Below are 19436 nucleotides of genomic sequence, written 5' to 3'. Positions count from 1 at the left end.
CGGCAGGGTAGCAGAGTCAATACTCGGAGCGCCCACACACCACAGCGTCGTGGCAACAGGGCCCATCCGGTCGGCAGACAGCAGCTGGCCGGTCAAGCCCGGGTCAGGGACCTGCGTAACTGTTCAGTCAGCAGGCCGGTCTGGCCTACAATTTCCTGTAAATAACACTTTGTTGTGCCCATCACAGAGGCGCTGACGAGTGGGGCCAACGGTGTCCCTTCCATACGCACGATCAGGAGGAAGGACGTCTCCCATGAGCCAAACTCTTCACACTCCCAGCTGGTCCGAACCGGACCAGCCTGAGGCTGCTATGTCCCCGTTCAAGCGCTTTGCCGCGCTGCCCGAGGCCCGGGGTCTATACAACCCGGAGAACGAAAAGGACGCGTGCGGCCTGGCGATCATCGCCACGCTCCGCGGCGAGCCCGGCTACGACATTGTCGACGCCGCGCTGACCGCGCTCCGCAATCTGGAGCACCGCGGTGCCGTTGGCGCCGACGAGGGAACCGGTGACGGCGCCGGCCTGCTCATGCAGATCCCGGACGAGTTCTTCCGCGCCGTCACAGAATTCGAACTCCCCGCACCGGGCCAGTTCGTTGCCGGCACCGCGTTCCTCCCTGCCGAGCAACGCGAAGCCGACGCCGCCAAGGCAGGTATTGAAGGCCTCGCCGCCGATGAAGGCCTGACAGTGCTCGGCTGGCGCGAAGTGCCCATCGTCGCGGACCTCGTCGGCGCCATGGCCCGCGCCTGCATGCCCTACTTCTCACAGCCCTTCCTTGCCTCGGCAACCGGCGAGGAACTGGACCGCAACGAGCTGGACTCACGCGCCTGGCGGATCCGCAAGCGTGCCCAGAACAAGTTCGGCGTGTACTTCCCGTCGTTGTCCTCGCGCACCATTGTCTACAAGGGCATGCTCACCACGGCTCAGCTGGAGCCGTTCTACCCTGATCTCTCGGACAAGCGTTTTAAGACCAAGCTGGCGATCGTCCACTCGCGCTTCTCCACCAACACGTTCCCGTCCTGGCCGCTGGCCCAGCCGTTCCGCACCATCGCCCATAACGGTGAAATCAACACCGTAAAGGGCAATCGGAATTGGATGCGCGCCCGCCAGTCCCAGCTCGCCAACCCGCTGTTGGGTGACTCGCCGGAAGAGCTGTACCCCATCTGCACCCCTGGTGCGTCAGACTCTGCGTCCTTCGACGAAGTCGCCGAGCTGCTCTGGCTCTCCGGCCGCCCCATCACTCACTCGATCATGATGATGATCCCTGAGGCCTGGGAAAACCACGCCACCATGGATCCGGCACGGCGTGCGTTCTACGAATACCACTCCCTGCTGATGGAGCCGTGGGACGGCCCCGCGGCTGTCTCCTTCACCGATGGCAACCTTGTCGGCGCCACCCTGGACCGCAACGGCCTGCGGCCCGGACGCTACTGGATCACCGAAGACGGGCTGATCATCTTCGCCTCCGAGGTGGGCGTGATCGACGTCGAACCTTCCAAGGTGGTCAAAAAGGGTCGGGTTGCCCCGGGCAAGATGTTCCTGGTGGACACCGAGGCTGGCCGCATCATCGACGACGAAGAGGTTAAGGCCGAGGTCGCTGCCGCGAACCCGTGGTCCGAGTGGGTCAAGGACAACCTGATTGACCTCAAGGACCTCCCCGAGCGCGAGCACGTGGTCCACACCGCCGCGTCCGTCAACATCCGCCAGCGGACCTTCGGGTACACCACCGAAGAGCTCAAGATCCTGCTCGGACCGATGGCACGCACCGGCGCCGAGCCGCTGGGTGCCATGGGTTCGGACACCCCGATTGCGGTGCTCTCCAAGCGTCCCCGGCTGCTGTTCGACTACTTTGTGCAGTCCTTCGCGCAGGTCACCAACCCGCCGCTGGACGCCATCCGTGAAGAGCTGGTCACGTCACTGACCTGCGCCATCGGCCCGAACGGCAACCTGCTGGACACCAAGCAGGTACGCCAGCCGCAGGTCATGCTGCCGTTCCCGGTGATCAACAACGACCAGCTCGCCAAGATCGCCAACATCGAAACGCCCGACGGCGACCGCGTGGCCATGAAGGTCCGCGGCCTCTACCGCCCCGAAGGCGGCGAGAACGCGCTGCGTGCCCGGCTCACCGAGATCTGCGAGCAGGTGTCCGGGGCCATCAACCGCGGCGTGCAGTATGTTGTGCTGTCCGACCGCGACTCGAACGCGCAGTGGGCGCCGATTCCTTCCCTGCTGCTGGTCAGCGCCGTGCACCACCACTTGCTGCGCAGCGCCAACCGCACCAAGACCGCCCTGGTGGTCGAGGCCGGCGACGTTCGTGAGACGCACCACGTGGCAGTCCTGATCGGCTACGGTGCTTCTGCCGTGAACCCGTACCTGGCCATGGAGTCAGTGGAGCAGCTCATCACCGCCGGTGACGTCGTTGGGGTCACGCCACAAGATGGCGTCTACAACCTGATTAAGGGCCTCGGCAAGGGCGTCCTGAAGATCATGTCCAAGATGGGCATCTCCACCGTTGCGTCCTACACCGGCGCACAGACGTTCGAGGCCCTCGGCCTCGGACAGGAACTGGTGGACGAGTTTTTCGCCGGCACGCATTCCCAACTGGGCGGCGTGGGCCTGGACGTCATCGCCGCCGAAGTTTCGGCGCGGCACCAGATGGCCTACCCCGAAGGCGGCATCGAAATGCCGCACCGCCCGCTCCTGGGCGGCGGCGAATACCAGTGGCGCCGCGACGGCGAGCCGCACCTGTTCAACCCGGAGACTGTCTTCCGGCTGCAGCATGCCACGCGTGAGCGCCGCTACGACATTTTCAAGTCCTACACCAAGGGCGTGGATGACCAGTCCGAGAACCTGATGACCCTGCGCGGTCTTCTCAAGTTCAAGAACGACCGACCGGCTGTCCCGTTGGAGGAAGTGGAACCTGTCTCCAGCGTTGTGAAGCGCTTCTCCACCGGCGCCATGAGCTATGGGTCCATCTCCAAGGAAGCCCACGAGACCCTCGCGATTGCCATGAACCAGTTGGGCGGCAAGTCCAACACCGGTGAAGGCGGCGAGGACGTGGACCGCCTCCTGGACCCGAAACGCCGCTCTGCGGTCAAGCAGATCGCGTCGGGTCGGTTCGGTGTCACGAGCCTCTACCTGACCAATGCTGATGACATCCAGATCAAGATGGCGCAGGGTGCCAAGCCCGGCGAAGGCGGCCAGCTGATGGCGCAGAAGGTGTACCCCTGGGTCGCCCGGACGCGCCACTCGACGCCCGGCGTCGGCCTGATTTCGCCGCCGCCGCACCACGACATCTACTCCATCGAGGACCTCGCGCAGCTCATCTACGATGCAAAGCGCGCCAACCCCTCGGCCCGTGTGCACGTCAAGCTCGTCTCCGAAGTGGGGATCGGCACTGTGGCGTCGGGTGTGACGAAGGCGAAGGCCGACGTCGTACTCGTTTCCGGACACGACGGCGGAACCGGTGCATCCCCGCTGAACTCGCTCAAGCATGCGGGTGTGCCGTGGGAGCTGGGGCTGGCTGAGACCCAGCAAACCCTGATGCTTAACGGCCTGCGTGACCGTGTGGTGGTCCAGGTGGACGGCCAGCTCAAGACCGGCCGTGACGTTGTTATCGCCGCACTGCTCGGCGGCGAGGAGTTCGGTTTCGCCACCGCTCCGCTGGTGGTGGAAGGCTGCATCATGATGCGCGTCTGCCACCTGGACACCTGCCCGGTGGGCGTCGCAACGCAGAACCCCGAACTGCGGGCCCGCTTCACCGGCAAGCCCGAATTTGTGGTCAACTTCTTCGAATTCCTGGCCGAGGAAGTCCGCGAGATCCTCGCGGAACTCGGCTTCCGGAGCATCGAAGAGGCGATCGGCCACGCCGAGGTGCTGGATGCCCGCGAAGCGATCAACCATTGGAAGGCCGACGGCCTGGACCTGGACCCGATCCTGCACGGACTCGAGTTCGACGACGACGCTCCGCTGCGCAACATGACCTCGCAGAACCACGAGCTGGACAAGCACTTTGACCAGCGGCTGATCACCATGGCCACTGAGGCCCTGACTGACCGGACGCCGGTGAAGATTTCGGTGGACGTCATCAACACGGACCGCTCGGTGGGTACCATGCTGGGCCACACTGTGACCAAGACGTTCAGCACGGACGTGCTGGCACCGGACACCATTGACATCACCCTGACCGGTACTGCGGGACAGTCGCTGGGCGCCTTCCTGCCCGCCGGCATCACGCTGCGCCTCTTCGGTGACTCGAACGACTACGTGGGTAAGGGCCTTTCCGGCGGACGGATCATCGTCCGGCCGGACCGCACCAATGTGTTCAAGGCCGAAAGCAACGTCATTGCCGGCAACGTGATCGGCTACGGCGCCACTAGCGGCGAGATGTTCCTGCGCGGCCAGGTGGGCGAACGCTTCATGGTCCGCAACTCCGGAGCCACCGCAGTTGTTGAAGGCATTGGCGATCACGGCTGCGAGTACATGACCGGCGGGCAGACGCTGATCATCGGCCGCACCGGGCGCAACTTCGGCGCCGGCATGTCCGGCGGAACCGCTTATGTGCTGGACCTGCAGACCACCCAGGTCAACAAGGACGCCCTGCAGTCCGGTGAACTCCAGCTCGTTGAACTCGACGCCGAAGACCGGGACATTGTCCACGGCCTGCTGGTGAAGCATGTCGAGGAAACGGAATCGCTCCACGCTGCACGGTTGCTGGAGAACTTCGACGACACTGCTGCCCGCATCACCAAAGTGCTGCCGCGCGATTACGCGGCAGTCCTGCAAACCCGTCTGGACGCGATCGAAGAGGGCCTTGACCCCGATGGCGAAGAAGTATGGGCTCGAATCCTGGAGGTAACCGGTGGCTGACCCACGCGGATTTCTTAAAGTACGCCAGCGTGAAACCCAGCCGCGCCGTCCCGTTCCGGTCCGCATCATGGACTGGAAGGAAGTCTACGAGGCCCAGGAAAAGGGTGTCCTGAAGGCCCAGGCCGGGCGCTGCATGGACTGCGGCGTGCCGTTCTGCCACCAGGGCTGCCCGCTGGGGAACCTGATTCCCGAGTGGAACGACCTCACCTGGCGGGACAAGGGCGAGGAAGCGATTGAGCGGCTGCACGCCACCAACAACTTCCCCGAGTGGACCGGCCGGCTTTGCCCGGCGCCGTGTGAGGCGTCCTGCGTGCTGGGGATCAACCAGCCTGCGGTGACCATCAAGCAGGTTGAAGTCTCCATCATCGACGAAGCGTTCGAAAACGGCTGGGTCAACCCGCTGCCTCCGACGCGACTGACCGGAAAGACCGTTGCCGTCGTCGGCTCCGGACCAGCGGGTCTGGCCGTGGCGCAGCAATTGACCCGGGTGGGCCACACCGTCGCGGTGTACGAGCGGGACGACAAGATCGGCGGCCTTCTCCGCTACGGCATCCCCGACTTCAAGATGGAAAAGGAGCAGGTGGACCGCCGCGTTGAGCAGATGAAGGCGGAAGGCACCCGCTTCCGCACCGGCGTCGCTGTGGGCACCGACGTGACGTGGGAGCAGCTGCGACGCCGCTACGACGCCGTCGTGGTTGCCACCGGCGCCACCGTCCCGCGGGACCTGCCCATCCCGGGCCGCGATTTTGACGGCGTGCACTTTGCCATGGATTACCTGGTGCCGGCCAACCGCGTTGTCGCGGGGGAGACGGTGGAGAACCAGATCCACGCCAAGGGTAAGCACGTGGTGATCCTGGGCGGCGGTGATACCGGTGCTGACTGCCTCGGTACTGCGCACCGCCATGGAGCCGCATCAGTGACCACCCTTGCCATCGGCAAGCAGCCGCCGGCGGAACGCGCCGGGCACCAGCCCTGGCCCACGTTCCCCACCCTGTTCGAAATGGCCAGCGCCCACGAGGAAGGCGGCGAACGCACGTACCTCGCCTCCACCGTGGAGTTTGTCGGGGAGAACGGCAAGCTCACCGGCGTCAAGGTTGCCGAAACGGAATTCGTTGACGGCAAGCGGCTCCCGAAGGCCGGCACCGAACGGATCATCCCGGCGGACCTGGTCTTCCTGTCGCTGGGCTTCACCGGTGCCGAGCCCGCGGGCATTACCGAGCAGGTCAGCGCCGAATTCGACGGGCGCGGCAACGTGACCCGCGACGGGTACTACATGACCAACACGGAGGGCATTTTCGTGGCCGGCGACGCCGGACGCGGACAGTCGCTCATTGTATGGGCCATCGCTGAGGGCCGCGCCTGTGCCGCCGCCGTGGACAAGTTCCTTATGGGCAGCACTATCCTGCCGGCGCCGGTGGCTCCGACGGACCGGGCCATCGCGGTCCTCTGACAGCCGTCAGTTCGCCGCGGATTAACCTCCACAACAACTTAACCAATGCAGGACACTACTAGGGTAGGTATATGAGACGCGCTAAGATTGTGGCCACTTTTGGCCCGGCAATTGCCAGCTTTGAGAACACCCTCGCGGTGTTGGAAGCCGGCGTGGATGTTGCCCGGATGAATATGAGTCACGGTGACTACTCCGTGCACGACAACACCTACGAGAATGTCCGCAAGGCAGCAGCCCAGCTGAGCAAGCCTGTGGCAATCATGGCCGACCTGCAGGGCCCCAAGATCCGTCTTGGGCGCTTTGTGGACGGCCCCCACGCCCTGGCTGAGGGTGACATCTTCACCATCACCACCGAGGACGTTCCGGGCACCCAGGACATCTGCTCCACCACGCTGAAGAGCCTCACCGAGGACGTCAACGTGGGGGATGCCCTGCTGATCGACGACGGCAAGGTGGCCCTGCGGGCGATCGAGGTCGACGACGTCAAGGTCGTTACCGAGGTAACCGTCGGCGGAATGGTGTCCAACAACAAGGGCATCAACCTTCCCGGCGTTGCGGTCAACGTCCCGGCGCTGAGCGAAAAGGACGAGGACGACCTCCGCTGGGCCATGCGCCGCGGTGTTGACCTGGTTGCCCTGTCGTTCGTGCGTGATGCGTCGGACATCGTCCGCGTGCACGAGATCATGGACGAAGAAGGCCGCCGCGTGCCGGTCATCGCCAAGATCGAAAAGCCGCAGGCAGTGGACCAGCTGCACGAGATCATCGACGCCTTCGACGCCATCATGGTGGCCCGTGGCGACCTCGGTGTGGAACTTCCCCTGGAGGAAGTGCCGATCGTGCAGAAGCGCGCCATCGAACTGGCACGCCGCTGGGCGAAGCCGGTCATCGTGGCCACACAGGTCCTCGAATCCATGATCGACAACCCCCGCCCCACCCGTGCAGAGGCATCCGACTGCGCCAACGCCGTGCTCGACGGTGCAGACGCAGTTATGCTGTCCGGCGAGACCAGCGTGGGCAAGTACCCGATCGAGACCGTCAAGGTCATGGCAAGGATCATTGAATCCACCGAGGTCCACGGCCTGGAACGCGTTCCGCCGCTGGGCACCAAACCCAAGACCCGTGGTGGCGCCATCACCCGCGCCGCCGTCGAAATCGCCGACCAGCTGGATGCAAAGTACATCTGTACATTCACCCAGTCCGGCGACTCCGCGCGCCGCCTGTCGCGTCTGCGCCCGATCAAGCCGGTGTTCGCCTTCACTCCGCTGGAGCACGTGTGGAACCAGTTGGCGCTGACGTGGGGCATCCAGCCGGTACTGGTCCCTATGGTGGGCCACACCGACGAGATGACCGCGCAGGTTGACCGCAGCCTGCTTGAAATGAAACTGGTGGAAGACGGCGACATGGTGATCATTGCCGCCGGTTCCCCTCCCGGCAAGGCCGGTTCCACCAACTCGCTGAAGGCACACAGGGTGGGCGACTACGCCGACACCTCGCGCCTCGATGGCGAAGGTGGCGCACCCAGGGAAAAGCTCGGCCCCTGGCCGACGGTCTAGCGACCTAAAAGGGAAGGACCCCTGCCAGCTGGCAGGGGTCCTTTTCTTTGCTCCGGTGATTGAGGTTGTCCGGTGATTGAGCTTGTCGAAATCCCGACAGGCTCTAATCCAGAATCTTTTAGTTGACCTGGTTGATAATGGTTTCGGCAACCTCGCGCATGCTGAGGCGGCGGTCCATGGAGGTCTTCTGGATCCAGCGGAAAGCTTCTGGCTCCGTCAGGCCCATCTTGGTGGTCAGCAGGCTCTTGGCGCGCTCGACAAGCTTGCGGGTGGCGAATTGCTCCTGGAGGTCCGACACTTCGCTTTCGAGGGCCTTGATTTCCTCGTGGCGGGAGAGCGCGATTTCCAGTGCCGGGATGAGGTCCGCCGGGGTGAAGGGCTTGACCACGTAGGCCATGGCGCCGGCGTCGCGGGCGCGCTCCACAAGTTCCTTCTGGCTGAAAGCCGTCAAAAGGACTACGGGGGCGATGCGGGCCTTGACGATCTTCTCGGCTGCGGTGATGCCATCCATAATCGGCATCTTGACGTCCATCAGGACGAGGTCCGGCTTGAGTTCCTCGGCGAGCTGCACGGCCTTCTCGCCGTTGTCTGCTTCGCCCACCACGTCATAGCCTTCGCCGCGCAGGATCTCGATGATGTCGAGTCGGATGAGGGTTTCATCCTCGGCCACAATGACGCGGCGCGCCGGCTGGGACGTGGGTTTTGACTCCGTTTGTTCAGTCACGGGATCTCCTTGGAAAGGTACGGCGGGAACATCACCATCTTAGGTGCGCCCGCGGCCGTACTTTGATCTGCATGGTCTATTGCGGCGTCAGCGGCGCGATTCTGGAATTCAGCCTATCTGCATGTAGAGTAATTCCGCGTACGTGAAGCGATCGCGTTGCTCACAATCAGCTGTGGGCGTACCGGTTTGCACAACGTATTCCGCGCCCGAGTGGCGGAATTGGCAGACGCGCCGCACTCAAAATGCGGTATCGAAAGGTGTGTGGGTTCGAGTCCCACCTCGGGCACGTGTTTTCCCTCGTCAGAGGGGGTTTTGCCTTAACGTGTGCACAATGGCCCTCCGCGGGTCCCTCTGACTCTGGCCGCGGGCTGTGCCTGGCGCCGCGGTGGCCTGTGAAGTTGTGTTGGTGGCGGGTTCAGGGCCTTGGCGAGTGGGCCCTCTGCCTGCTGGGGATCTGGGGTGATTGGGTTTCCTTTCTAATTTCTTAGTGGCCGCAGTTGGCCTTCACCTACTCATGTCCCGGCGTTGTGGTGAGGACATGACTTGAGGCAATTTTCTTGAGGATTTTTCTTCTTCGGTTCGCGTCTTTCTGTCGGCGCGAGGGGAGGGCTTGGGACCGAATGTCCGTCCAAGGTGGTTGTGGACAGTGTCCACGCGTGGCTGCTGAGCCCTATCAGGATGTGCACAATGTGCACACCCTTGGTCGCCCAGATCGCGGCCGTCCGGCGCGGGGGTGCCGGCGGGCTGGGTTCGAAGCGTTTTATCAGGGAGTCCTTGACTCCGAAGACGGAGTCGCCGGTCAGCCACCCTCCGGGTGCGTCGTCAAACCTGAAAGGTCAGGCATGGATCAGTCTAAAGAATCACCCGGGTTCATCTGCGCGCTGGCAGCAGGAATCGGCCATGGCTAGAGCAGTTCCGGGCCGGGTCCTGCGTTTCCCGGCCCGGAGAGGCCGGCGGCGTTATGGGCTGCGCTGGGGTTTTGGGTGACTTTGTGAATCGTCTCGGCGAAGCTTAGGAGCGTGGAACTGAGCGCGGGGAGTTTACGGGCCGGCAGGCCGTATTTGGTGAATTCTGTTGTTGGGAGGGCCCGGTGCCTGGCGATGGATGCCGCGAACATTGGCAGGTCCAGGTTCGGGTCTCGACGTTGGCAGAGCCTGATGAGCTCCTGGCGCGTGAAGCGTCGGCTAGAGATGATGGAGTAGGCGTCGAGGTAGTCGCGGGCGTAGACGGCGAGCAGCTTGGATGCTACCGAGTCCTTCAGGGAGAGTATCGGTCCGATATCGATGATGGCGGGAGAGTTCTCCCACCAGTCCAGGCCAAGATCGATGACGACGGCTTCCTCGTCATGTCCTACGGTGACGCTGGCGAACTCGTCGTACTGTCGGGTGATCTCGACCGTGTATCCGGAGTCTTGGAGCGCGTCTGTCATCTTCTGTACCGATGCGGCGAAGCTTACCGGTGTGTGGCGGCGGTGCAGTGCGAAGAGGTCGATGTCCTCCGAGGGGCGCTGGGTGATGCCGTGTTCAATCAGGGCCTGGCCGCCGGCGAGGATGAAGCCATCAGCTGCCAGGACAGATAGGGCGAGCTTTGCTGCTACGCGCTGAGAGTGGTCCACGAGGGGTGCTCTTTCGCTTCGTGGTAGGCGGGGAGTTCGGGGAAGGATGTTTCCCAGAGCTGCCTGCACCGTGCGGGCAGGATCATTGTCGGCCAGAGGGCGGTCAGCCGTTCCGCTTGGATGATGCGGCAGATTTCCTCGATGGAGCCAGAATTTTGAAGGGTGAGTTGGTACAAAACTGAGCAGCTGCCGTCATCGTCCACGTTGTAGGTTCTTTCTGGTCCCCAGTCCAGGTGGAGCGGGAGTTCCACGGACCCGGTGGCGGGGCCTTGAAGGTCTTCGAAAGCGTCCGGGACCACGTACCCGAGGGAGTCCGCGATGGTGTGGCGGTGCTCCACCGGGGTCAAGACATAGTCGCGGAGCCGGGTGCGGATGAGTTCGGACACGGACGTACCTTCCCAAGCTGCTTTGCGGTGGGCTTCGTTCCACAGGTCATCACTGACGCGGATGGTGTGCCGTGGCGTCCCTGCCGACATGGCGCGCTCCTGACTATCAGAGGGTTTGACCTTCACAGCCAAGTCTACGTGGTGTCATGACACCCCGAAACGGCAGTGTCATAACACCGGACGAGGCGGCTTTTTCGGAGTTGCCAAGAGACGCCAAGCCGGCTGTGCACAGTGTGGACACCCCTGGGCTTCGGATCGGGTCGTACATCGGCCGTATCCGGCCGGATGGCAGGTTGGCGCCGCGGCTACATGACTTGCCGCGGGTTGGGGACGTGCGCAGTTGGCGATCCATTCGGCGTTACCAACTGTTGGATGACTTTCTTCTGGTTTCGGCGTGGTGGCCTCTGCCGACCACAATGGAACCGTGATTGAAGACACTCCTGAAGCTGGTGGTCAAACTGCATTGCCGGGCCTTTCCGACGCGGCAGATTGGGCTCTGAGACGTGAGCTCGACGAATTGCGCCTCGATAATGCCAGGCTGCGGAAACTCTTGGAACTCACGGAAGTGGAATCAAAGGCAGCACACCTGGCCCAGGCTGTAATTCCTGCGGTGTTGCACCATGGTCCGGTGACCATGGAATCGTCTCCGGAAGCGAAAGTCCGTCTGTTCCAGGACTTGTTCAGGGCGCGTAGGGACGTCTACGCAGTCCGGTGGGAAAACTCGCGGGACGGTCGCTCCGGCTGGGTTCCTGCGGTCGCCGGTGGTTGGCGCAAGGGCGCGAACATCGCGGGCGCCAATTTCCTGCCGCTCACTCCGTTCGTTGTTGCGGATCATTTGCGCGGAGTGCAGCACATTGGCCTCTATCCCTTGACTGAACAGGACACCTGTTGGTGGGTGGCGGCGGACTTTGACGGAGGCGCCGCAATGCTGGATGCGTTGGCGTACGTTAAGGCTGCTCGCTTTCGGGGAATTCCTGCAGCGTTGGAAGTATCCCAATCAGGACGTGGCGCCCATGTGTGGATCTTCTTCAGCGCAGCCATACCGGCGTCCGCAGCACGCCAGCTTGGCACCGGTCTCATCCACGAGGCGATGGCATTGCGTGGCAGCATGAGTCTGGCCAGCTATGACAGGCTTTTTCCTGCCCAGGACGTTCATTCGGGCAAAGGCATGGGTAACCTGATTGCTGCGCCGCTGAACGGCAAGCGCCGCCAGCACGGCACTACGTTGTTCCTCGACACTACGACCCTCGAACCATATGAAGACCAATGGGCGTACCTGTCCAGCCTGGATCGGCTTTCGGAGCGGGAAGTTCATGCCCATGTCCGAAGGCTGCCTGCCGTCAAGTTGGGACAAGAGGTTCGCCGGCTCGAACTGCCGCTATCGTCCAAGATCGTTCCACGCCCCGCTCTGATCGTCCGCGTCGCATTCGCATCACGCCTTACTATCAAGGCAGCAGACCTTGGACCAGCCATGATCTCAGCCGTCAAGCATGCCGCTTCCATGCCGAACCCTGAGTTCTATGAACGCCAACGCCAGAGGCGATCCACCTGGAATATTCCCCGATACCTGCGCAACTACGACGAAACGCTTGACGGCGACCTCATCCTGCCGCGTGGGTTGTTGCCCTTCTTGAAGCAACTGGTCGAATCGAGTGGCAGCTCGCTGCGCATCGATGATCAACGGTCGGACGGCATTGCCCACAGCTTCGAGTGCTCGGCCCGCCTGCGCGCGGAACAACAAGATGCCGTGGACGCCGCCACTGCCGCCGAGCACGGAGTCCTGGTGGCCCCGCCCGGTACCGGAAAGACCGTTATGGCGTGTGCTGCGATGGCACTTCGTGGCGTCTCAACGCTCATTCTGGTTGATCGCAAAGCCTTGGCGGAGCAATGGCGGAGCCGTATCCGTGAGTTCTTGGACGAGAAGTGCGGCCAAATCGGAGGTGGCCGTGCCAAGACGACGGGTCGGGTCGATGTCGCGCTTTTGCCCACGCTGGCACGGCGGGAAAATGTTGCCGAGCTGACCGCCGGCTATGGTTTTGTCATCGTGGACGAATGTCACCACGTCCCGGCGGCGGCGTTCACCCACGTCATGAACCAGATCCAGGCCCGGTACTGGCTGGGACTGACGGCCACACCGTACCGGCGGGACAAGTTGGACTCGCTGATCTACCACCAGCTCGGCCAAATCTCACACACGATTTCCCCAGCTGTTCCGCAGCAGCTGCCAACGCACGCACACGAGATTGCCGAACCGACGCTGACTTTGGAACTGCACCGGACCTCATACGCGTACGACGGCGCCGCAGACCCCAGCGAACCGGGCGGGATCTCTGCCATCTACAAGGACTTGATCGCCAATGAGGAACGCCTACAGCAAATTTACGACGACGTCATTGAAGCTTACGAACAGAACTCCCGAATCCTAGTACTGACTACGTGGAAAGCCCATCTTGAGTCCCTGAGGTCCCGGTTCGAGGCGGCTGGTCTGAAGCCAGTGGCTTTCACTGGAGCGATGAAAGCCAAGGAACGACAGGCCGCCGTCGACCTTCTTGCCACCACCGATGATGGGCAGCCTCTGTTGGTCTTGGGCACCGGCTCATACATTGGAGAAGGCTTTGACTGCCCCAAACTGGATACCCTGTTCCTTGCAGCGCCTGTGTCCTTCAAAGGCAGATTGGTCCAGTACGTCGGCCGGGTAATCCGGCCGTACCCGGGGAAAACTGTGGCGACAGTTCACGACTACTACGACGAATCAACACCCGTACTGGCCGCATCCCTGAACAAGCGGGCTCCAGGCTATGTCTCGCTCGGGTTCCCTGATCCGCGCAAGCTCAAAAGCAGATGACATCGTCCCCAGGACCGTAGGCGGCGGTGTCTGCGTTGCCACAACACTTCGGAACCGTATTCTCGAGAGGTCACCTTCGGGCAGCCGGATACGTCTCACGCCAATGAACTACCTGATACCGCTTTCTTAGTATCATCGAACATGGACATGAACCTGCGTGTTTCAGAAGACGGTGACCGCCGTCCGGGTGAGCCTACTGCCAAGGCGCACACCTCCAAGTCGGCGCGTCTTGGTCAAGTTGCCGGTTCGGACGTCCAGCGTCACCGGCACAAGCAAGAAATCAGCGCGGGCCTGGACTTCGTTATGCGCCACGACGCCGATCTGCTGAAGCGCCTTGAGGATGCCTGAGTACTCTCCTCGAATACGACGACATCATCGCCTTGCCTGGCCACAACCCTCATGGGTGTGACGGCTCGTCCCTCCTGCACGTCCAACAAGTGGCGGCCCGCAATATAGCACTTGAGTTGTAGAACACCTGAGTTGTATGATGGACTCGATGTGGAATGTTGACGTGGGCCTAGTTGAGCCGTGGCTGTTGGGTCTTGACCAAGACTCGTATGAGCAGATTGTTGGTGCATTAGAGCTTCTCGCCGAGCGCGGACCTCAACTTGGTCGTCCCTTGGTCGACACAGTGGTTCGTTCACGGCATAAGAACATGAAGGAGTTGCGGCCGGGATCGAGCGGGCGGTCGGAACTGCGAATCCTGTTTGCCTTTGATCCGGAGCGGCGGGCGATCTTGCTTGTCGCAGGGGACAAGACGGGCAACTGGAGCAAGTGGTACAAGAAGAACATTCCGGTTGCTGATGACCTGTTCGATGATCATCTGAGGATTCTGAAAGGAGGGGCATAGTGGCGAAGTCCATGGAGGAACTACTGGCCAAGCGTCCGGTTGACCGGGCAGCTGTGAACGCCCACAAGAAGCGCATGGTCGATGAGGTCCGGGCCTACCGGCTTCGGGAGCTCCGCGAGGCCTCTGACCTGACGCAGGTCGAGCTAGCTGGGCGCCTGCATGTCAGCCAGAACAGGGTGTCCCGCATCGAGCACGGTGACATTGATCGTGCCCAGGTCGATACTTTGCGGAAATACGTCGAGGCGCTCGGCGGCCGGCTTCGTGTCGAGGTAGAGCTAGGCGACGAACGAATCCAGATCGCCTGACGAAGCGACTCGGAGCGATCCGCGACGGCAGCCGTCTTGCCCGTACAGCGCGGTCTAAAAGATGGGAAAAAGGGGTGTGCACAATGTGCACACCCTGGGCTTCGGATCGGGCCGTACTGGTTGCGGACTGGGCCGGATTCCGCATGTTTCCGCGGGAGTCCAGTGTTTGCAGGGGCGCGAAGGCAGTTCGAGTCCCACCTCGGGCACGTGTTTTCCCTGTTCAGAGGCTTGTGGACCTCTGAGTGTGCACAAATTGTTCACTTGTGGGCCCCGTCGGGGGGCCTTTTTTTTGGCCGGTGCTGTGGCCGGGTGCTGCTATCTTGCTTGCGAGTGGTGTTGCTTGTTACTTGTTCATGGCAGGAAGCGCCAGGAACTGCATGACCGGTCGGTTCCGTGCGGGCGGTTTTGCCTTGGATGTACCCATTTCTGATGTCACGACTGTTCATGGGGGAGTTTCAAGGTGACTGCATGACCGAATGACTCAGCCCGCGGAAAATTGTGGCGTGGCGAGTTCTGGAAGACTCCTTATGACTCGCTCAGGGCTGTTGCCACTGGTGATTTCTGCCGCTGCCCGGGGCGGACCTGCTGTAGTCGAGGCACGGACCCCGCTCGGTCTAGAGCCATCGCCGCCTGCCAGTCAAGGAAGACAGAAACTCTGGCCTGCCAGAATGACACGCTCGGTGACCTCATCAACGATGCCGATGCCGTCAACTCGGGTCAGGATGCCGCGCACGGCGTATGTGGCCACCACGGCTTCCGTCTGCTCGTGGTAGAGGTCGAGGCGGTGGCGGATGACGGCTTCGTTGTCGTCGCTGCGGCCGGTTTCCTTGGCACGGCCCAGGAGGCGCGCCACGAGTTCCTCGTCGTCGGCGGTCAGCTGCACGACGACATCGAGCCTCTGATTTCCGTCGGCCAGGATTTCGTCCAGGTAGTCGACTTGGGCCGTAGTGCGCGGGTAGCCGTCGAGCAGGAAGCCGTCCTCGACATCGCTTTCGCTGAGGCGGTCACGGACCATCTTGTTGGTCGCCCTGTCCGGAACGAAGTCGCCCGCGTCCATGTACTTCTTGGTTTCGACGCAGAGTGGCGTCTCACCCTTGACGTTTGCGCGGAAGATGTCGCCGGTGGAGATCGCAACGACGCCCAGGCGCTCCGAAATGCGTTCCGCCTGCGTACCCTTGCCGGAACCCGGTGGTCCGATAATCAATATTCTGGTCATCGCAATAGCCTTTCGTAGTGATGTTTGCTGGGGCTGCGTATCGGATTCACGGCCGCTGTGGGATGTCGGGGACGAGCGCCATCGGGAGTAGATGCCGCAGAGTATGGTCGCCACGAAGGCGGATTTCGTCCGGATGCCCCCGGCTGGGTTAGGTTCCTGCCGTTCGGCCGTATCAGCTGCGTTTATTTCCGCACGGACTCTGCTGGTGGCCGAACCGTCGGTTCACTTAGTTTGAGCCGGTAGGTGACGGGGAAGAGCTGAACGCCTGTCTTCTCGGTGATTTTCCCCCAGATGCCGTGAGGCAACCAGATGGCGGCCGCGGCGCCGATAAGGCCGAGAATGATCAGGTACCAGGAGCCGTAGCCGGCGAGCAGTTGTTGCAGCACGAAGAAAACGATCGCCCCGATCAGCGGCCCTTCCAGATAGCCGATTCCGCCCACAATGACGATGAAGATCATGTAAGCGGACCATTGGACGCTGAAGATCGCTTCGGGTTGGACGCTTAGAGCGTCGATGATCAGCAGTCCGCCGGCTGCGCCGCATCCTGCTGCGGACACCAAGTAGACGAGGCGTTTGGAGCGTGTGACATCCACTCCGTTGGCCTTGGCGGCTGTTTCGTCGTCGTCGCGGACAGCTGTCAGGGCCAGGCCGGTACGGCCGCGCAGCAGCAGGTAGCAGCCCAGGATGGTCAACACCGCAAGGGCCAGTGCCACCCAGTAGACCAGGGCGCCCCGAAATACCGGATCGAGTCCCCTGAGCCCCGGCAAGGACTTGCCGCTGGCGCCTCCCAGGTCAGCGAAACGGATGACGATCAGCCGGTAAACCTCGGCGATCACCCAGGTGCCGACAGCGAAGTAGTCGCCGCGTAGCCGGAACGCGAGCCAAGAAGTTGGAATTGCGAACACCGCGCAGGTCAGTGCAGCGAGTGGCAGGGCCAGAAAGGGCTGGACGCCCATATTCGCGAATGCCAGCACCGAGTAGGCGCCGATGCCAACGTAGGCCTGCTGGCCGATCGAGACCATGCCTCCGAAGCCGGCGAGGAGATTCCACATGCTGGCCATGATCAGCAACACGAAGAACATCACGAACGAACTGGTCGTGCCTGTGTGGGCCACGTATGGCATGGCAACCAGGGTAACGACGGCGGCTGCGAGGAGAACCGCCCAAGTTTTGTGGTCACGTCCGGACCGGACGACGATGGCCGGGAATGAGGGGGAGAGGGGTTTCATGGTTATACGGCTCTCTGTGGAATCAGGCCCTGGGGCCTGAAAGCCAGGACGGCCAGGAACACCAGGTGGCCGGCCAGCAGCGTGCTGGAGGGATCGATGTGGGCGGCAAACGCTTGTGCCAGTCCCAGCACGGTGCCGCCGAGAAGGGTTCCCCACAGCGACCCGAGACCTCCGATAACTACGGCTTCGAAGGCGAGGATCAGTTGGGCGGGCCCAATGGAGGGTTCGAACGAGGACCGTGCACCGGACATGATGCCGGCCAGGGCTACGGTGCCGAAGGCCAGAGCCGTTGCGACGGCGTAGAGGTGTCGGGAGTTGGCGCCGACGAGCGACGCTGCTTCGGCATCATCTGAGACAGCCCGCATCATGCGCCCGGTTCTGCTCCTCTTCAGGAACAGTTGGATGCTGACTATGACGCCCACTGCGAGCAGCAGGGCCAACAGGCCGATGTATGACACCGATATCGAGTCGTTCAGCCTGAACGATCCGGTGTTCAACGCACCCATGTCAATGGAGCGCGTGTCGGCGGAAAACGCCTCCAGCAGGCCGTTCTGGATGATGATCGAGAGGCCAAAGGTGACTAGGAGCGTGGACAGCGAGTGATCAGGTGTGACCCCAATCACCAATCTTCTTTTCACTGAGCGAAAAGAAATCTGAAATGAGAGTCGAAATCCTTACTGACCAAGGGTTATTCAACCTTTGCTTTTCACCAAATGAAACAGGGGTTAGAGTTTGATCTATAGCCGAACGACAGGGATGGAGGAGGACCATGGCAGGTACTGATGCCGCTTCGCCTGGAAAATCAGTCACGGAACGGGCTTTCGCGGTACTCATGTCCTTCGATATGGCGCATCGTCAGATGACCCTGTCGCAGATTTCCCGACGGAGCGGGCTGCCGGTGGCAACGACCTTCCGGCTCCTTAATCATCTCGAAGCCATCGCGGCAGTCCAACGGGATCCTGCAGGGCGCTACGCCATCGGCCCCAAAATCTGGGAACTAGGAATCCTCGCACCCACACACGACGTCATCGGAATGGGAACCCGCCCTCTTTTGCTTCGTCTTGCGACAAAATCGGGGATGATGGTCCGCGTGTTCGTTTGCAACGGAGAGCAGGCGCTCTGCGTGGAAGAGGTTTTGGCCAATGGTGCCAGCGCGCCGGGCAGCGGGCCTGGAATGACCCTGCCACTCGTCGACTCGGCCGCCGGATATGTCCTCATGGGAGGGATGACCCCCGCAGCCAGGAGCGCCTTGCCGCTGACTCGCGCCACGTTCGCCCGGTTGGAGGAGAGCATCACCGCTGCCACAGAACGTGGTTGGGCGCGACGATCTGACGCCGCAGGGCACGTCGAATATGCCGTCCCGATCTGGGCTGAAGGCCGGCCGCCTATGGCTTTGTCCCTGAGTACACCGCCGACGGCCTCAGTCGCTGGGCGGCCAGGGGTTTCCATCGAGACGATGATCCCCGAGATGAGGGGAGCCGCCCGCAGCCTTGCTGCCATCCTCGCACCCGCGCATCGGACTGACGCGGACCCTTTAGCAGCCACCAGAAGGGAGAGTGGCGATGAGTAATGAGCCATACAAAAGCTCGGCGAAGTCCGTCACCGCGAGGGCGCTGGCCGTACTTGCCGCTTTCGACGTCGAAAATCCACTGCTTACGCTCAGCCAGCTCGCCCGTAGAGCCGGGCTTCCTGTGGCAACCGTGTACCGACTTGCCGGCGAACTCGAAGACGGACGTTTCCTCGACCGGGACAATGCGGGCCGCTACGGCCTCGGGGTGCGGCTGTGGGAGATGGGCCTGCTGACACCCATCCACGGACGGCTGCGTGAGACAGCCATGCCCTTCCTCCTCAACCTCCAATACGACTGCCGCGAAACCGTGCAGCTGGCCGTATGCGACGGAACGAATGCCATCTACATCGAAAAACTCACCTCCGAGGTATCCGTTCCCCTTCAGAGCCGCATCGGTGCCCGCATACCGCTCCACGCCACAGGCGTCGGCAAAGTCTTGCTCGCCTTCAGCCCGGAGGCCTTCGCCGACGTAATCCTCGCCATGCCCTTAACCCAGTACACCCCGGAAACCATCACCGACCGAAGGTCTCTGTCGCGACAGCTGGCGCAAATCCGACAGAGCGGCTATGCCCAGAGCCACCAGGAATATCTGCTCGGATCCACTTCCATTGCCGCCCCCGTCATGGTGGATGGCGCCGTCCAAGCGGCCATCGGCATTGTCAGCTACGGCCTCAGGACGGACTTGGACCAGTACGCACCGTCCCTGCTTCGCGCCGCGGACGGATTGGCCCGACGCCTTGAAGACGCAGCCGGAACCGCGTATCCGAGCATAAGCGCCCCGGTCCCGGGAGGGCAGCGCTGACGGCACCGGCCCGACGCCGGCCTG

15 protein-coding genes and 1 tRNA gene are annotated in these 19436 nt (G+C 62.4%); 10 read left to right on the top strand and 6 right to left on the bottom strand.

The genetic code is table 11. The features are described 5' to 3' along the window. Nucleotides 1-253 precede the first annotated feature (253 nt). The 3 genes from gltB to pyk all read left to right on the top strand — a co-directional run bounded on the left by gltB (nt 254) and on the right by pyk (nt 7870). Nucleotides 254-4867, top strand: coding sequence for a glutamate synthase large subunit (gene gltB, locus NG696_RS14710; protein WP_252576003.1), 4614 nt, complete (start codon nt 254-256; stop codon nt 4865-4867). Further along, nucleotides 4860-6317 carry a glutamate synthase subunit beta gene (locus NG696_RS14705; protein WP_252568963.1) on the top strand — a complete coding sequence of 486 codons (1458 nt, stop codon included), beginning with the start codon at nt 4860-4862 and terminating at the stop codon, nt 6315-6317. The genes gltB and NG696_RS14705 overlap by 8 nt, the downstream gene beginning before the upstream one ends. A 71-nt stretch (nt 6318-6388) precedes the next feature. Further along, nucleotides 6389-7870, top strand: a complete 1482-nt coding sequence (gene pyk, locus NG696_RS14700; protein ID WP_252568959.1) for a pyruvate kinase — start codon at nt 6389-6391, stop codon at nt 7868-7870. A gap of 118 nt (nt 7871-7988) precedes the next feature. On the opposite strand, the gene NG696_RS14695 is transcribed toward pyk, so the two are convergent. Then, the gene (locus NG696_RS14695; protein ID WP_056345656.1) at nt 7989-8594 is read right to left on the bottom strand and encodes an ANTAR domain-containing response regulator; all 606 of its coding nucleotides are present in this window, start codon (nt 8592-8594) and stop codon (nt 7989-7991) included. A gap of 204 nt (nt 8595-8798) precedes the next feature. On the opposite strand from NG696_RS14695, the gene NG696_RS14690 reads away from it, so the two are divergent. Beyond that, nucleotides 8799-8880, top strand: a tRNA-Leu gene (locus tag NG696_RS14690). 618 nt (nt 8881-9498) lie between these two features. Here the strand turns inward: NG696_RS14690 and NG696_RS14685 are convergent. Continuing rightward, nucleotides 9499-10209: a nucleotidyl transferase AbiEii/AbiGii toxin family protein gene (locus NG696_RS14685; protein ID WP_252576001.1), complete on the bottom strand. Its 711-nt coding sequence runs from the start codon at nt 10207-10209 to the stop codon at nt 9499-9501. Beyond that, a complete protein-coding gene (locus tag NG696_RS14680; protein WP_252568788.1) occupies nt 10188-10685 on the bottom strand; it encodes a hypothetical protein in 498 nt (165 codons plus the stop codon). The genes NG696_RS14685 and NG696_RS14680 overlap by 22 nt, the downstream gene beginning before the upstream one ends. 334 nt (nt 10686-11019) lie before the next feature. Between NG696_RS14680 and NG696_RS14675 the strand changes: the two genes are divergently transcribed. From NG696_RS14675 to NG696_RS14660, 4 genes are all read left to right on the top strand, one after another. Then, nucleotides 11020-13440 (top strand): DEAD/DEAH box helicase, encoded by a 2421-nt coding sequence (locus NG696_RS14675; RefSeq protein WP_252576000.1) that lies wholly within the window; start codon nt 11020-11022, stop codon nt 13438-13440. 141 nt (nt 13441-13581) lie between these two features. Further along, the gene (locus tag NG696_RS14670; RefSeq protein WP_252568786.1) at nt 13582-13788 is read left to right on the top strand and encodes a hypothetical protein; all 207 of its coding nucleotides are present in this window, start codon (nt 13582-13584) and stop codon (nt 13786-13788) included. A gap of 148 nt (nt 13789-13936) precedes the next feature. After that, on the top strand, nt 13937-14290 hold the full coding sequence (locus NG696_RS14665; protein ID WP_252568785.1) for a type II toxin-antitoxin system RelE/ParE family toxin: 354 nt from the start codon (nt 13937-13939) through the stop codon (nt 14288-14290). Next, nucleotides 14290-14595: a helix-turn-helix domain-containing protein gene (locus NG696_RS14660; RefSeq protein ID WP_252568784.1), complete on the top strand. Its 306-nt coding sequence runs from the start codon at nt 14290-14292 to the stop codon at nt 14593-14595. Before NG696_RS14665 ends, NG696_RS14660 begins: the two co-directional genes overlap by 1 nt. 637 nt (nt 14596-15232) lie before the next feature. Here the strand turns inward: NG696_RS14660 and NG696_RS14655 are convergent. From NG696_RS14655 to NG696_RS14645, 3 genes are all read right to left on the bottom strand, one after another. Beyond that, the gene (locus tag NG696_RS14655; RefSeq protein WP_252575998.1) at nt 15233-15811 is read right to left on the bottom strand and encodes an adenylate kinase; all 579 of its coding nucleotides are present in this window, start codon (nt 15809-15811) and stop codon (nt 15233-15235) included. 182 nt (nt 15812-15993) lie between these two features. Next, nucleotides 15994-17040, bottom strand: coding sequence for a branched-chain amino acid ABC transporter permease (locus NG696_RS14650; RefSeq protein WP_252575997.1), 1047 nt, complete (start codon nt 17038-17040; stop codon nt 15994-15996). 2 nt (nt 17041-17042) lie between these two features. Further along, the gene (locus tag NG696_RS14645) at nt 17043-17663 is read right to left on the bottom strand and encodes a branched-chain amino acid ABC transporter permease (RefSeq protein ID WP_252568781.1); all 621 of its coding nucleotides are present in this window, start codon (nt 17661-17663) and stop codon (nt 17043-17045) included. A 146-nt stretch (nt 17664-17809) separates the two neighbouring features. Here NG696_RS14645 and NG696_RS14640 point away from each other — a divergent pair, with 146 nt between their 5' ends. After that, entirely contained in the window at nt 17810-18610 is an 801-nt protein-coding gene (locus tag NG696_RS14640) for an IclR family transcriptional regulator (protein WP_252575995.1), read from the top strand. Further along, nucleotides 18603-19412 carry an IclR family transcriptional regulator gene (locus NG696_RS14635; RefSeq protein WP_252568779.1) on the top strand — a complete coding sequence of 270 codons (810 nt, stop codon included), beginning with the start codon at nt 18603-18605 and terminating at the stop codon, nt 19410-19412. The genes NG696_RS14640 and NG696_RS14635 overlap by 8 nt, the downstream gene beginning before the upstream one ends. Nucleotides 19413-19436: the final 24 nt, after the last annotated feature.

This window comes from Pseudarthrobacter cellobiosi, assembly GCF_023913755.1.
Classification (GTDB): Bacteria; Actinomycetota; Actinomycetes; order Actinomycetales; family Micrococcaceae; genus Arthrobacter; species Arthrobacter cellobiosi.
This window is presented reverse-complemented; position numbering and strand designations above follow the sequence as displayed.

What these genes read in the sequence shown, in the direction of transcription:
- gltB (WP_252576003.1), top strand. Translation starts at nt 254, where the DNA reads ATGAGCCAAACTCTTCACACTCCCAGCTGGTCCGAACCGGACCAGCCT.
- pyk (WP_252568959.1), top strand. Translation starts at nt 6,389, where the DNA reads ATGAGACGCGCTAAGATTGTGGCCACTTTTGGCCCGGCAATTGCCAGC.
- NG696_RS14680 (WP_252568788.1), bottom strand. Translation starts at nt 10,685, where the DNA reads ATGTCGGCAGGGACGCCACGGCACACCATCCGCGTCAGTGATGACCTG.
- NG696_RS14670 (WP_252568786.1), top strand. Translation starts at nt 13,582, where the DNA reads ATGGACATGAACCTGCGTGTTTCAGAAGACGGTGACCGCCGTCCGGGT.
- NG696_RS14665 (WP_252568785.1), top strand. Translation starts at nt 13,937, where the DNA reads ATGTGGAATGTTGACGTGGGCCTAGTTGAGCCGTGGCTGTTGGGTCTT.
- NG696_RS14655 (WP_252575998.1), bottom strand. Translation starts at nt 15,811, where the DNA reads ATGACCAGAATATTGATTATCGGACCACCGGGTTCCGGCAAGGGTACG.
- NG696_RS14650 (WP_252575997.1), bottom strand. Translation starts at nt 17,040, where the DNA reads ATGAAACCCCTCTCCCCCTCATTCCCGGCCATCGTCGTCCGGTCCGGA.
- NG696_RS14640 (WP_252575995.1), top strand. Translation starts at nt 17,810, where the DNA reads ATGGCAGGTACTGATGCCGCTTCGCCTGGAAAATCAGTCACGGAACGG.
- NG696_RS14635 (WP_252568779.1), top strand. Translation starts at nt 18,603, where the DNA reads ATGAGTAATGAGCCATACAAAAGCTCGGCGAAGTCCGTCACCGCGAGG.